This is a genomic window from Streptomyces sp. NPDC026301 (assembly GCF_055567935.1).
The window spans coordinates 246458-260457 of sequence record NZ_JBVHPN010000003.1 but is presented as its reverse complement, the minus strand read 5'-3'; the positions used below and the strand labels follow the sequence as shown (position 1 = coordinate 260457).

The window sequence follows — 14000 nt, the reverse complement described above, 5'->3', positions numbered from 1 at the left end:
AACTTTGGTGCGTGAGATATACGTCACGTCTGGTGAAGAGGCACGCAGAGCCGACTGCGGCCTCAACGCCGCCTGAGGGCAGGGGAGTAGGCGTGAAGAAGCTACGGGGGACGTTCTTCTGGTGCGGGCTGACGGGTGGCGCCCTGGCGGTGCTCCTGGTGTCCACGGGTGTGACGGGCGCGGTGCCGCCGCTGCAGCGGCTGATCGACGGCGGCGGGGCGTCGCGCGCCCTGGCCACCGCGGTGCTGGCGGTCACCCTGTGGGTGCTGCTGATGCTGGGCGTACGGCTGCTGCACAACAGCCGGGAGGCCGCCGGGCTGGCCGCCTACCCCTCCCGCGCCCCGGGCGGCCGGGTGGGCGAGGTGCACGCCATGCTGCGGCAGGCCGCCGAGGACGCCCGCAGGCGGGAGCCGGAGCGCGCCGAGGCCCTGGTCGCCGGCCGCTCGGCGGTGCACGCCGCGCGCGCCGAGACGCCGTACGCGCTCATCCGCGCCCTGGTCTGGGCGCTGCCCGCGCTCGGGTTCATCGGCACCGCCGCCGAGATGGCGCGGTCCATCGGCGGGCTCGGCGGCGCGGTGGCCAGGACCTCGTCGTACGCGGAGCTGAGCCACACCCTCGTGCGGGACGTGATCCCGCCGCTCGCAGGCGCGTTCAGCATCACGCTCTTCGCGCTCGGCAGCAGCGTGGTGTGCCATCTGCTGGTCTCGGTGGTGCACACCCACGAGGAGCGGCTGCTGCTGGCGACGGACGAGCGGGCGCTGGCGGAGCTCGGCCGGGCCGGGCGGACGGCCGCCCGCCCCGACTGGGCGGCGGAGGCCCGGGCGGTGCAGGAACTGGGCGAGTCCATGCGGACGGCGGTGGCGGCGGTGCGCGGGCTCAACACCGAGCTGGAGCGGCTGCGCACGGAGGCGGCCGGGACCCGGCTGGGCGATAACCGCCCGGACCGCTCCGAGGAGATCGTCAGCCGGCTGACCTCCATCGATGCCCAGCTCTCCGGCATCGGCGCCGGGCTGGACCGGGACATGGTCCTCACCCCGGTCCGCGCCCCGCGCGGCGGGGGACCCGGGCACCACAACGGCCGGTACATCCTGCCGGACGGTGACGGCGACGACTTCGGCGGCGGACCCGGCGCTCCCGGACCCGGCGCTCCCGGACCCGGGCCAGGCACGCCGGGCGGCCCGGACGGTCCGCCCCGGCCCCGCGGTCCGCAGAACTTCCGGGGCGGCCCGGACGGCCTCGGCGGCGGCCGTGCGAACGGCGGGCTGTGATGCGCGGACTCGGGGGCCCGCGGAGCTTCGGGGGACGGCGCGGCGACGGCGACGGCGCCCCCGTGGAGCTGCGCTTCATCGACCTGCTGCTCATCATCATCGCCACGCTGATGTTCATGGCCGTGCTGCTCGCCCTGGTCAGCGCGAACGCTTCCCCGGACCGTTCGGACACGAGCCGCCCGCCGCAGATCCGGGTCGCCACCGCGGCGGCCCCGGACGCGGTGGCCGGCAAGCCGTACGCGCTCACGCTCGCCGCGGTCGGCGGCCGCCCGCCGTACCACTGGGCCCGCGCGGCCGGTGAGCTGCCCGAGGGGCTGAAGCTGACCGAGGAGGGCGTGGTCACCGGCCGGGCCCGGAGCGCCTCGGGGCCGGCCGGCGCCGACGAGGCCGCGGCGACCGCCACCGTGCGGGTGCAGGACGCGGCGGGGATGCGCGCGCAGCGCACGCTGCGGCTGGCGGTGGTGCGTGCCGCGCCGGAGGCGGGCTCCCAGCGGCCGAGCCTGCGGGTGGTCGCGAAGACCCTGGCGGTGCCCGAGGGGAAGAAGGGCGCCGAGTACGCCACGCACCACTTCCAGGCGGCGGCGGGCGAGGGCCCGTACGCCTGGCGGGCGGTCGGCGAACTGCCGCCCGGGATACGGCTGTCCGGGGCAGGGGCGCTGAGCGGGACGCCGGAGAAGAGCGGCAGCTTCCTCTTCGCCGTACGGGTCACCGACAGCACGGGCGCGCGCACCGAGCAGGGCGTCCGGATGACGGTCGGCGAGCCGCGGGAGGAGCGGTCGGACAACGACCGGTGGGCGCCCTGGTACGTGTACGCGCTGGCGGCGATCGGCGCGCTCGTGGTCCTGCAGATCCTCAAAGTGATCGTCTTCGGTTCGCGGGGCGGCATCCAACCACCGGTCCGCGGCCTCCGGGGGCTGGGCCGGTGAGATTCCGTACGACGAAAGGGGGTGCACGGTAGATGGGACTGGTGGCGGGAGCCCGGCTCAGCACCGGGCACGAGGTGCGCGAGGTGCGCAGGGGCGGGTTCTCCGAGGTCGGCGTGGTCGAGGGCCGGCTCGGGGAACGGCTCGCGGTGAAGCGCATCCGCGGCGAGATCAGGGAACGGCTGGGCGAGGCGGCCGACCAGGCGTTCCTGCACGAGTGCCAGCTCGCGGTCGCCCGGCTGGGCAACGCCCCGTACACGGCACGGCCGGTGCTGGCCCTGCCCGCGCTCGAACTGACCGGGGAGGGCGCGGCGGAGGGTGACGCGGCGGCCGGGCGGGTGGCGCTGGGACCCGCGCTCTTCATGGAGTACGTCGACGGGCCCTCGCTGGAGGACCTGCTGGCTGCCGGGCGGCTCGCCCCCGGCCAGGCGGCGCGGATCTGCGGCGGGGTGGCCGCGGCGCTCGCCCACGCGCACGAAGCCAAGGTCTGCCACCGCGACATCAAGCCGACGAACGTGCTCCTGACCCGGGGCAACGAAGTACGCCTCATCGACTGGGGGTTGAGCGGCGCCGGCCAGTTCTCCGACGTCACCACCCGCATCGAATTCATCTCCCCGGAGCGCCTCGCGCAGCTGGATCTCGCCGAGCCGCCGGACGATGTGTACGCGCTGGGGATGCTCTTCCACCTGTGCCTGACCGGGCGGCTGGTGAACCACTGGCCCGGCGGGGCCTCGGAAGCGCTGCGGGCCGAGCTGGCAGCGCCCGGCGCCGACGTTCCCGAGGAGCTGGCGCACATCGTCGTCTCGATGCTCGCGCCGCGCGCCGAGGACCGGCCCACGGCCCGCTCCCTCGCCGACATGCTGCTGCACGAGGACATGGCGCGCGCCCTGGCCGACCGCGATCTGGACCGGCCGTACTGCCCGGACTGCGGCCACGTCGTCGGCTCGGCCCCGGCGACGGCCCGCTGCCCGGTGTGCGGCGGCGGGCTGCTGCGCCGGGTGCCGGACGCGCAGGCGGAGGGCATGGTGCGCATCGCGGCCGGTACGTTCGTGCACGGCCTCAGCGACTCCCAGGCCCGGCACGCGCTGATCGCCGCCCGGATGACGCCCGACGACGAGCAGGTGCGGCGGCTGACCGGCGGCAGCGGCCCGCGCCGGGTGTTCTGCCGGGCCTTCGACATCGACCGCACGCCGGTGACCAACGCCCAGTACGCCGCCTTCGTCCGGGCGGTCAACTACCCGGAGCCGCCCGGCTTCGGCGCCGTACTGGCCGAGGCCCCCGATCACCCCGTGACGTCCGTGAGCTGGCGCGACGCGCTGTGCTACGCCCTGTGGCGCGGCAAGCGGCTGCCCACCCCGCTGGAGTGGGAGAAGGCCGCCCGCGGCCCGGACGACGACCGGATGTACCCCTGGGGCAGCGCCTTCGAGCGGGAGCGCTGCCAGGGCCTGCCGGGCGGCGCGGGGCCGCGCACGGTGCGGACGCTGCCGGTCGGCTCGCTCCCCGGCGGGCAGTCCCCCTGGGGCGTCCTGGACATGAGCGGCAATGTCAACGAGTGGGTCGCCGAGGGCACGGTCCCGGAGTATCGGGGCGTGCGCGGCGGCGCGACGGGTGAGGTGCTGGAGGTGTACGGCCTGGTGTCGTACCAGTCCCAGGCCCGCACGGACCACGTCGACGCGGCGATCGGCTTCCGCTGCGCGGCGGACGTGACGCACGGCACCGAGCCGTACGTACCGGGCGGACCTCCGGACTCGCTCGACGCCCTCGGGGAAGCGGGAGTGCCACTCAACTCCCGTAGCAAAGAAGGGAGGTGACGGGGTGACGGATGCGACCGGGCTGGTGCGGTTCCCGCTGGACGGCGGTGGCGAGGTGATCGTCGAGACGGCCGACGAGGGCGCGGGGACGGTGGGCGCGGGGCGGGCCGACGGTGCGGTGGCCGACGGCACCACGACCTTCGACCGTGCCCTGGACGGGGTGCGCGGCGCGGCCGACGCGGCCCTGCGCTGCTTCGGGTCGCTGGCGCAGCGCCCGGACGAGGTGCAGATCCAGTTCGGCGTGAAGCTGACCGCGCAGGCGGGGGCGGTGATCACGAAGACGGGAGTGGAGGGCCACCTCCAGGTGACGGTCACCTGGTCCGGGCAGCGGCCTCAGGCCCCGGAGACCGCCTGAGCGCCCTCGACGCGGCGCCGACGCGGCCCCGACCGGCCCCGACGCCCCCGGCGCGGCCCGGTCGCTGGACACCGTGTCGAATGATGCCCCCCGTACCTCACAGATATGTCCATGGGGCGGACGCCGCTCCGTCTTTACGCTCAGCGCCATGACCACCGCATCTGCCGCATCCCCCGAGCCCGTCGGTCCCGTCGACTCCTCCCGCGTCCCGCGCTACGCGGGCCCGGCGACTTTCGCCCGGCTGCCGCGCATCGACGAGGTCGGCGGCCGCGCCGATGTGGCCGTCGTGGGCGTCCCGTTCGACACCGGCGTCTCCTACCGCCCCGGCGCCCGCTTCGGCGGCAACGCCATCCGCGAGGCGTCCCGCCTGCTGCGCCCGTACAACCCGGCGCAGGACGCCTCGCCCTTCGCGCTGGCCCAGGTCGCCGACGCCGGCGACATCGCGGCCAACCCGTTCAACATCAACGAGGCGGTCGAGACGGTCGAGGCCGCGGCGGACGACCTCCTCGGCACCGGCGCCCGGATGATGACCCTCGGCGGCGACCACACCATCGCGCTGCCGCTGCTCCGCTCGGTCGCCAAGAAGCATGGCCCGGTGGCGCTGCTGCACTTCGACGCGCACCTGGACACCTGGGACACGTACTTCGGCGCGGAGTACACCCACGGCACGCCGTTCCGCCGCGCGGTCGAGGAGGGCATCCTCGACACCTCGGCGCTCTCCCACGTCGGCACGCGCGGCCCGCTGTACGGCAAGAAGGACCTCACCGACGACGAGAAGATGGGCTTCGGCATCGTCACCTCGGCGGACGTCATGCGCCGCGGCGTGGACGAGGTCGCCGACCAGCTGCGCCAGCGCATCGGTGACCGCCCGCTGTACATCTCCATCGACATCGACGTCCTGGACCCGGCGCACGCCCCCGGCACCGGCACCCCCGAGGCCGGCGGCCTGACCTCGCGCGAACTCCTGGAGATCCTGCGCGGGCTGGCCTCCTGCAACCTGGTCTCCGCAGACCTGGTCGAGGTGTCCCCGGCGTACGACCACGCGGAGATGACCTCGGTCGCCGCCTCCCACACGGCGTACGAGCTGACCACGATCATGTCCCGGCAGATCGCGGCCGCGCGCGGCTGACGCCGGTCGTACCGAACGCACCAGGGCCCCGGAACGGAAACGTTCCGGGGCCCTGGTGTGTGTTCGGGCGTTGCTCAGATGCCGGTGGGCAGCTGGCCGGCCAGGCCGTTGGCCTTGGCGATGGTGCCCTGGGCGAGGCCCTCGACGGCCTGCACGGCGGTGCCGTCGACGGTCACACCGGCGCTGTAGCCGGCGACGCTGCCGCCGAGGGTCGCGGCGCCGGCGGCGATGCCGTCCAGCTCGCTGTCGGCGATCTCGGCGGTCTCGATGAAGTCACGCATGACTTTCTTCCTTTCAAAGCACGGGGACGCGGAAGAACGGGGGGTGACGCCGGGAATAGTGCCGGGGTGGAGCCCGTAAGGCAAGTCGCCTCCGACGGCCCGTGCATTACGTCGGAAATGGCCTACCGCATGGGCCGTGAAGTGCGTTTTTGGCCGCCGATGCCGTCGATGTCGGAAGTGAGCCGGTGGAATTCATGAAGGGTCGGCAAAGGGCGGCGAGGTCATGGCGAAAAGGATATGTCGGTAAACGTTTCCGGTAATTCAGGAACGGACGCCTTCAGGAACGGAGGCCTTCAGGAACGCACGACGCCTTCAGGAACGGACGCCGAGCGCGAACCACAGCTCCATCCGGACGTCCGGGTCGTCCGGATCGGTGTCGAGCAGGGCGGCGACGCGGGCGATGCGCTGCCGGACCGTGTTGCGGTGGATGCCGAGCGCCGTCGCCGTACGGTCCCAGCTGCCGTGCAGCGAGAGCCAGGCGCGCAGCGTCTCGCGGAGCGCCGGGGCGCCGTCGAGCGGCGCCAGTACGGCCGCCGCGTGCGCGCGGGCCTCGGCGGGCGGGACCAGCGCGGCGACGCCGCCGGTGCCGCCGACGCCGGGGGAGCGGTGGCGGACGAGTGGGGTACGGGCGGCCACCGCGCGGCGCAGCGCGGCCGCGGCGTGCGCGTCCCCGGCGGGCAGCGCGGACACCGGTACCGGCTCGCTCACGCCGAGCGTCCAGCCCGGCTGTGCGGTGATGTCCCGACCGGCCGGTACCAGGGCCCGGACGGCGTCGTCGCCCGGCGCGACCAGGGGGGTGCCCAGCCCCGCGGCGAGGGCGGTGGCCGGGGCGTCGTTGCCGCGCCGGGCGCGGGCGTGCACGACGGTCCAGTGCGGGTGCTTCAGCAGCGGCGCCACGTCGGCGGGGCCGTCCCCCAGCAGCAGCCGGACCAGCGCGGCGAAGTGGCCGCCGTCGGCCGCCTCCGCGTACGGGCCGGTGAGCAGCGACAGCAGTACCGCGGCGACGCCGACGACGGCGCGGGCCGCCGGGTCGGGCGGCGGCGCCGCGACGATCAGCGCGAGCGTCCGGTCCGGGGCCCGGCCGCCGAGCGCGTACGCGGCGAGATGCGTACCGGCCGCCTCGGCCGGGGCGTCGCTCACGGCCGCCGCCACCGGCGTATCGCTCGCGGCTGCCGGGCCGCTCGGGATTGCGGCCACCGGGCCGCCCGGGATTGCGGCCATCAGCGTGTCGCTCGCCGCCGCCGGGCCGCCGGGGGTTGCCACGCGGCGTGCGAGCCGGGCCGCCGCCGTCCGTGCGGGAGCGGGCGGCCGAGGCCCGGCGGCGGCCAGTTCGCCGTCTCCGCCCGGCCCCGACACCGCGGCCCAGCCGCCCACTTGGCGGGCGAGCGTGCGCAGCACGGCCGGTACCGGATCGGGCCCGGCGGCGGCCGCCGCCAGCGCGCGCTGACCGTCGCCGATGCGGGTCAGCTCGCGGTGCCGGGTCTCGGTCATGGCCTGCCACACGGCGCTCTCCACGGCCGTGAACGGGGTCCCGGCCGGTACCTCCAGCAGCCGCAGCCCGTACCGGTCGCAGGCCGCGACCAGCGCACGCGGCACCGCGTCGTGCACCGGCGCGATCCCGAACCCGAGCGCCACGGCGCCCGCCGCGACCGTGCGCTCCACATAGCCGTTGAGATAGCCATCGAGAGAGTCGTCGAGAGAGCCATCGAGGGAGTCGTCGAGAGGGCCGTCGAGAGGGGCACCCGCGCCCGCCGCCTCGTCCAGGTGCACCCCGGCCGTCAGCAGCAGCTCGCCGCCCAGCAGATACGGCTCCGGGTCGGCCATCTCCGAGGTGTGCACCCAGTGGATGTCGGCGTCGGCGCGCGGCCCGGCGAGTTGCCGCAGCCCGAGGTCGGCGCGGGCGAGCAGCGCGGACAGCGGGACGCCCGGGGTGGGCGGCGGCGAGGGGTGCGACGCGTCAGCCATGTGCGGATCATCCATTCCTCAGCAGCACGGTGGAGGAAACGTACACTTCTGCGCCGCCACGCCGTTTCCTAAGGTCAACCCACGAAAACCCGCCCCGCCCCCTCCCCCCCCGCCCTGCCGAAGGGATGGCCCATGGCTGTCGACTACGCGGTGATCGTCCTCTATCTGGCCGGCATGCTCGCCGTGGGCTGGTGGGGTATGCGCCGCGCCCGCTCCAAGAGCGAATTCCTGGTCGCCGGGCGGCGCCTGGGCCCGTTCATGTACTCCGGGACCATGGCCGCGATCGTCCTCGGCGGCGCCTCCACGATCGGCGGCGTCGGACTCGGCTACCAGTACGGCCTCTCCGGCGCCTGGATGGTCTTCACCATCGGCCTCGGCCTGCTCGCGCTGAGCCTCTTCTTCTCCGCCCGGATCGCCCGGCTGAAGGTCTACACGGTCTCCGAGATGCTCGACCTGCGCTACGGCGGCGCGGCCGGCGTCATCTCCGGCGTCGTGATGTGGGCGTACACCCTGATGCTCGCCGTCACGTCCACGATCGCGTACGCCACCATCTTCGACGTCCTCTTCGGCCTGGACCGCACGGTGTCGATCGTCCTCGGCGGGGCCATCGTCGTCGCGTACTCCACGCTCGGCGGCATGTGGTCGATCACGCTGACCGACATGGTGCAGTTCGTGGTCAAGACGATCGGCGTACTGCTCCTCCTGCTGCCGGTCGCCGTCATCAAGGCGGGCGGCCTCGGGCAGCTCCGCGCCGAACTCCCGGACGACTACTTTGCCCCGCTCGGCATCGGCGGCCAGACCGTCTTCACCTACGTCCTCATCTACTCCTTCGGGATGCTGATCGGCCAGGACATCTGGCAGCGGGTGTTCACGGCGCGCAGCGACCGCGTCGCGCGGCTGGGCGGCACGGCCGCCGGTACGTACTGCCTGGTGTACGCGCTCGCCGGAGCCGTGATCGGTACGGCGGCCAAGGTGCTCTACCCGCATCTCGGCAGCCCGGACGACGCGTTCGCCACGATCGTGAAGGACGCCCTGCCGGTGGGGGTGCGCGGACTGGTGCTGGCGGCGGCGCTCTCCGCCGTGATGTCCACGTCCTCGGGCGCGCTGATCGCCTGCGCGACGGTGGCCAACAACGACATCTGGTCGCGGATCCGGGGCGCGGTGGGCCGCGGTACGGCCGCCGGGGAACGCGACGAGGTGCGCGGCAACCGCGTGTTCATCCTGGTCATGGGCGTCGCCGTCATCTGCATCGCCATCGCGATCCACGACGTCGTCCAGGCGCTGACGGTCGCCTACAACCTCCTGGTCGGCGGCCTCCTCGTACCGATCCTCGGCGGCCTGCTGTGGAAGCGCGGCACGGGCGCGGGCGCGCTGGCCGCTGTCGCAGCGGGCGGCGCGACGGTCATCGGCCTGATGACCTGGCGCGGCGTCCTCGCGAACGAACCGATCTACTACGGCCTGGCGGTGTCGTTGGCGGCGTACGTGGCGGTGAGCCTGGCCTCCCGACCGACGGACCCGGCGGTACTGGCGGAGTGGCGGGCGCGCTTGGCCACCCCCACCAAACCCAGCCCGTCCGGCGTTTGAGGACGACGCGGCCGCCAGGCCGCGGATACCCCAAAGACCACCCGCACGGTCCCACGGAGAGCAACCCATGAGCACCCATCCGGCCCCGCCGCAGCAGCGCACCCGCACCGGAGGCGACCTGGTCACCGAATCGCTGCAAGCGCTGGGCGCGCAGACCGTCTTCGGCCTCCCCGGCCAGCACGCCCTCGGCCTCTTCGACGCGCTCAGCCGCAGCACACTGCGGTACGTCGGCCTGCGCGTGGAGAACAACGCCGGGTTCGCCGCCGACGCGTACGCCCGTACCACCCGCGGCGTCGCACCGCTCATGGTCTCCACCGGCCCCGGCGCCCTCATGACGCTCGCCGCCCTGCAGGAGTCCGCCGCCGCCTCGGCCGCCGTCCTCGCGATCGGCAGCCAAGTGCCGGTCGCCGGGCTGGGCGGCGGCCGCCACGGATACCTGCACGAACTCCGCGACCAGAGCGCGGCGTTCCGCGGCGTGGTGAAGTCCGTGCACAGCGCCCGCACCGCCGCGCAGATCCCGTCCGCCGTCGCCGAGGCCTGGGAGTCCGCGCTGAGCGTGCCGCACGGACCGGTGTGGCTGGAGATCCCGCAGGACGTACTGCTCGCGCCGGTCGGCCCGGACGTGCCACCGGTCCGTACCCTCACCGTCCATCCGCGCGTCCCGGCCCCGCGCTCCGAACTCCTCGACAGTGCAGCTCAGTTGCTCTCGGAAGCCGCGCGCCCGGTGATCCTCGCGGGCGGCGGCGTCGTACGGGCCGGCGCCGAGCCCGAGCTGCGCGCGCTGGCCGAGCGGCTGCGGGCGCCGGTCGCGACGACGTTCGGCGGCAAGGGCGCGTTCCCCTGGACGCACCCGCTCTCGCTCCAGTCCTGGCTGGAGGACCGGCACACCACGGACTTCCTGGAGGACGCCGATGTGCTGCTCGTCGTCGGCTCTGGCCTCGGCGAGCTGTCGTCGAACTACCACACCCTCCGGCCCCGCGGCCGGGTGATCCAGATCGAGGCGGACGCCGGAAAGCTGGAGTCCAACCACCCGGCGCTCGGACTGCACGCCGACGCCCGGCTCGCGCTCGGGGAGCTGGCCGCGCGGGTGACCGAGCGCCCTACCGACGGCGACGCGACCGCCGCACCCGACGCGACCGCCGCGCTGCTCGCCCGCGTACGGGAGCGGATCGACGGGCAGGGCCTGGACCTGGAGCGGAACGTGCTGGCCGCCGTCCGCGACGCGCTGCCGGACGACGCGGTCAGCTGCTGGGACATGACGATCCTCGGCTACTGGGCCTGGTCCGCCTTCGACCCGCGGACACCGGGCGCGATGCACTCCGCGCAGGGCGCCGGGGGACTGGGGTACGGATTCCCGGCCGCGCTGGGCGCCGCCGTGGCGGGCCGGGCCGCGGCGGGCGCCGATGGGGCAGCGCGCCCCGTGCTCGCCGTGAGCGGCGACGGCGGTGCCATGTACTCGCTCGCCGAGCTGGCCACGGCGCGCCAGTACGACCTGCCGGTGGCCTGGCTGATCGTGGACGACGGCGGCTACGGCATCCTGCGCGAGTACATGACGGACGCGTTCGGGCGGGCGACCGGCACCGAGCTGGCGCGGCCCGACTTCGCCGCGCTGGCCGAGTCCTTCGGCGTGCCGGCGGTGACGAGTGCCCCGGAGCGGCTGCGGGAGGACCTGGCGGCGGCGCTGGCCGCGCCCGGCCCCTCCGTGGTCGTCCTCCCGGCCCGGCTGCGGATGTTCGCGCCGACGCACCTGGCCGACGCACAGGGGTGATCCTGCGGATTCTCCGGCTTCGGAAAGTGAACAAAGCGCGTGGACCGTTGACGCGAACTGTTCATAACTTTAGGTTCGCTGCGGGCAGCGCCAGGTCTGGCTCGCTGCCTCCCGTGCCCGACGACCCGTCGACGGAGAACAATGACGTACTCCCCACGTCCGCTGCCGCGTGCCGGCCGGCGGCTGCTGGTCCCCCTGCTCGCGGGCGCGCTCATCGCGGCCGTGCCCTCCGTCTCCTCCGTCGCGGCGGAGGACGGCGGCCACCCCGCAGGGCCTGCCGCGGCGACCGGGAGCACCCCGGCCGCCGACGGCTCCTGCGCCTCCGACGGCCCCGGCTGGACGTCCACCGCCACACGCATCGACCCCGACGACAGTGCTCACCCGTACGTCGGCAACGGCTACCTCGGGCAGCGCGTGCCGCCCAACGGCACCGGGTACGCCGCCCCGGGCGAGAAGACCGGCTGGCCGCTGTTCACGCCGCGCTACGACGGCTCCTTCGCCGCGGGCCTGTACGCCGAGGGCCCCAAGTCGGTGAAGAAGCGGCAGGCCATCGCCGCGCTGCCCACCTGGTCCACGCTGGACGTGGCCACCGGCGGCCCCGGTGCCGAGACCTTCAGCTCCGCCACGAAGCCCGGCCGCATCTCGCACTACCGGCAGTCCCTCCTGATGCGCTGCGGCCTGGTCCGTACGTCGCTGACCTGGACCGCCGCCGACGGCCGCGCCACCGACCTGGTCTTCGACGTGCTCGCGGACCGCACGCACGCGCACACCGGTGCCGTACGGCTGCGGATGACGCCGCACTGGAGCGGCCCGGCGACCGTCACCGACACCCTCGACGGGCGCGGCGCCCGCCGGATCTCGCAGACCGGCGGCGGCGCCCGCGCCGGCGACCGCACGCAGGACGTCACCTTCCGCACCGACGGGACGAGGACGGCGGGCGCGGTGGCCTCCACGCTCCGTACGGGCCCGGGCATTCGTTCGGAAAGTGAACAGAAGGCCGAGGCGCCCGAGAAGTTGACGGCGCATCAGGGCGTCGGCTTCCCCGTGCACAAGGGCCGGACGTACGAGGTCTCCAAGTACGTCGGCGTGGACACCGCGCTCACCTCGCACGACCCCAGAGCCGCCGCCACCCGCGCCTCCCAGCAGGCCGCGGCGCAGGGCTGGGACCGCCTCTACCACTCCCACGCCACCGCCTGGCAGCACCTGTGGCACTCCGACATCGAGGTGCGCGGCCGCGAGCAGCGCGACCTCCAGGACTGGGTGCGCTCCGCGCAGTACGGACTGCTCGCCAACTCCCGCGAGGGAGGCTCGGACAGCATCGCCCCGGCCGGTCTGACCAGCGACAACTACGCGGGCGAGATCTTCTGGGACGCCGAGACCTGGATGTACCCGGGCCTGCTGGCCGCCCATCCGGAGCTCGCCCGGTCCATCGTCGAGTACCGCTACAAGACCCGGGCCGGTGCCCGCGCCAACGCCAAGAAGCTCGGCTACGACGGGCTGTTCTTCCCGTGGACCAGCGGCGGCAAGGGCGATCTGTGGAAGGAGTGCCACAGCTGGGACCCGCCGCACTGCAAGACCCAGAACCACCTGATGGGCGACGTCTCGCTGGCCGCCTGGCAGTACTACCTCGCCACCAAGGACACCGGCTGGCTGCGGGACCGCGGCTGGCCCCTCATGCAGGGCATCGCGCAGTTCTGGGCCTCCCGCGTCACGCACAACGGTGACGGCAGCTACTCGGTCAAGAACGTCGCGGGCCCGGACGAGTACAGCAACGGCGTGAACGACGGCGTGTTCACCAACGCGGGCGCCGCCACCGCACTCCGGCACGCTACCCGCGCCGCCGCCGTCCTCGGCAAGCACGCGCCCGCCTCGTGGAACACCATCGCGGACAAGCTGCGCATCCCGTACGACAAGAAGAAGCAGGTCTTCCAGCAGTACGACGGCTACAAGGGCACCACCATCAAGCAGGCCGACACCGTGCTGCTGCAGTACCCCTTGCAGTGGCCGATGTCCGACGCGGCCAAGGCGAAGACGCTGGACTACTACGCCGCGCACACCGACCCGGACGGCCCGGCCATGACCGACTCGGTGCACGCCATCGACGCCGCCGAGATCGGCGAGCCCGGCTGCGCGACGTACACGTATCTCCAGCGGTCCGTGCGGCCGTTCATGCGCGGCCCGTTCCACCTCTTCTCCGAGGCGCGCGGCGAGAAGGCCGGCGCCGGGGATCCGCTCGCCGGCTCGCCCGCGCAGGACTTCCTCACCGGCAAGGGCGGCTTCCTGCAGGTCTTCACCCACGGCCTGACCGGCCTGCGGCTGGGCGAGGACCGGATCACCCTGGACCCGACGCTGCCGCCGCAGCTCGCCGACGGCGTCACCCTGCGCGGCCTGCGCTGGCAGGGCCGCACGTACGACGTGGCGCTCGGCGCGCACCACACCGAGGTGCGGCTGACCGGCGGTGAGCCGATGACGGTCGCGACGCCGGAGGGCGAGCGGATCGTCGGCCAGGGGTCGCCGCTGACGCTGAAGACCCGCCGCCCCGACCAGGAGCCGACCACCAACGTGGCCCGCTGCGCGTCGGCGAAGGCCACGTCGGAGGAGCCCGGGATGTACGCGGGCGCCGCGCTGGACGGCAACACCACCACCGCGTGGGTGCCCGACGCCGCCACCGGCACGCTCACCGCCGACCTGGGCACCGTCCGCCGCATCGGCACGGTCACTCCGCACTGGACGGCCACCAAGCCCGCGTCGTACCAGGTCCAGGTCTCGCGCGACGGACGGCACTGGACCGGCACCGGATACGCCGGGACGTCGCCGGCGCGGTACGTCCGGGTCACCGTGCGCGGCAAGGCGGACGCCAAGACCCACCCGGGCATCGAAGAGCTGACGGTGGCCGACGCCAAGGACTGACGGTCG

At 74.2% G+C, this 14000-nt stretch carries 10 protein-coding genes; 8 read left to right on the top strand and 2 right to left on the bottom strand.

Features of this window, described 5'->3' with window-relative positions:
- The first annotated feature begins 92 nt into the window (after nt 1-92).
- From ACZ4MH_RS06855 to speB, 5 genes are all read left to right on the top strand, one after another.
- Nucleotides 93-1268, top strand: a complete 1176-nt coding sequence (locus ACZ4MH_RS06855; protein ID WP_351598496.1) for a coiled-coil domain-containing protein — start codon at nt 93-95, stop codon at nt 1266-1268.
- On the top strand, nt 1268-2194 hold the full coding sequence (locus tag ACZ4MH_RS06850) for a putative Ig domain-containing protein (protein ID WP_351598498.1): 927 nt from the start codon (nt 1268-1270) through the stop codon (nt 2192-2194). Before ACZ4MH_RS06855 ends, ACZ4MH_RS06850 begins: the two co-directional genes overlap by 1 nt.
- A gap of 32 nt (nt 2195-2226) precedes the next feature.
- The gene (locus tag ACZ4MH_RS06845) at nt 2227-4002 is read left to right on the top strand and encodes an SUMF1/EgtB/PvdO family nonheme iron enzyme (protein ID WP_351598500.1); all 1776 of its coding nucleotides are present in this window, start codon (nt 2227-2229) and stop codon (nt 4000-4002) included.
- A gap of 4 nt (nt 4003-4006) precedes the next feature.
- The gene (locus tag ACZ4MH_RS06840; RefSeq protein WP_351598502.1) at nt 4007-4357 is read left to right on the top strand and encodes a CU044_2847 family protein; all 351 of its coding nucleotides are present in this window, start codon (nt 4007-4009) and stop codon (nt 4355-4357) included.
- Nucleotides 4358-4505: 148 nt separating this feature from the next.
- Nucleotides 4506-5486 carry an agmatinase gene (gene speB / locus ACZ4MH_RS06835; protein WP_030250019.1) on the top strand — a complete coding sequence of 327 codons (981 nt, stop codon included), beginning with the start codon at nt 4506-4508 and terminating at the stop codon, nt 5484-5486.
- 74 nt (nt 5487-5560) lie between these two features.
- Here speB and ACZ4MH_RS06830 read toward each other — a convergent pair whose 3' ends face one another.
- Both ACZ4MH_RS06830 and ACZ4MH_RS06825 read right to left on the bottom strand, forming a co-directional pair.
- Nucleotides 5561-5767: a hypothetical protein gene (locus tag ACZ4MH_RS06830; RefSeq protein ID WP_351598505.1), complete on the bottom strand. Its 207-nt coding sequence runs from the start codon at nt 5765-5767 to the stop codon at nt 5561-5563.
- Between the two features lie 312 nt (nt 5768-6079).
- The gene (locus ACZ4MH_RS06825; protein ID WP_467754317.1) at nt 6080-7732 is read right to left on the bottom strand and encodes a PucR family transcriptional regulator; all 1653 of its coding nucleotides are present in this window, start codon (nt 7730-7732) and stop codon (nt 6080-6082) included.
- Nucleotides 7733-7864: 132 nt separating this feature from the next.
- Between ACZ4MH_RS06825 and ACZ4MH_RS06820 the strand changes: the two genes are divergently transcribed.
- From ACZ4MH_RS06820 to ACZ4MH_RS06810, 3 genes are all read left to right on the top strand, one after another.
- Nucleotides 7865-9316, top strand: coding sequence for a sodium:solute symporter family protein (locus ACZ4MH_RS06820; RefSeq protein ID WP_351599614.1), 1452 nt, complete (start codon nt 7865-7867; stop codon nt 9314-9316).
- Nucleotides 9317-9383: 67 nt separating this feature from the next.
- The gene (locus ACZ4MH_RS06815; RefSeq protein ID WP_351599613.1) at nt 9384-11084 is read left to right on the top strand and encodes a thiamine pyrophosphate-binding protein; all 1701 of its coding nucleotides are present in this window, start codon (nt 9384-9386) and stop codon (nt 11082-11084) included.
- A gap of 141 nt (nt 11085-11225) precedes the next feature.
- Nucleotides 11226-13994 (top strand): discoidin domain-containing protein, encoded by a 2769-nt coding sequence (locus tag ACZ4MH_RS06810; protein ID WP_351599612.1) that lies wholly within the window; start codon nt 11226-11228, stop codon nt 13992-13994.
- Nucleotides 13995-14000 lie beyond the last annotated feature (6 nt).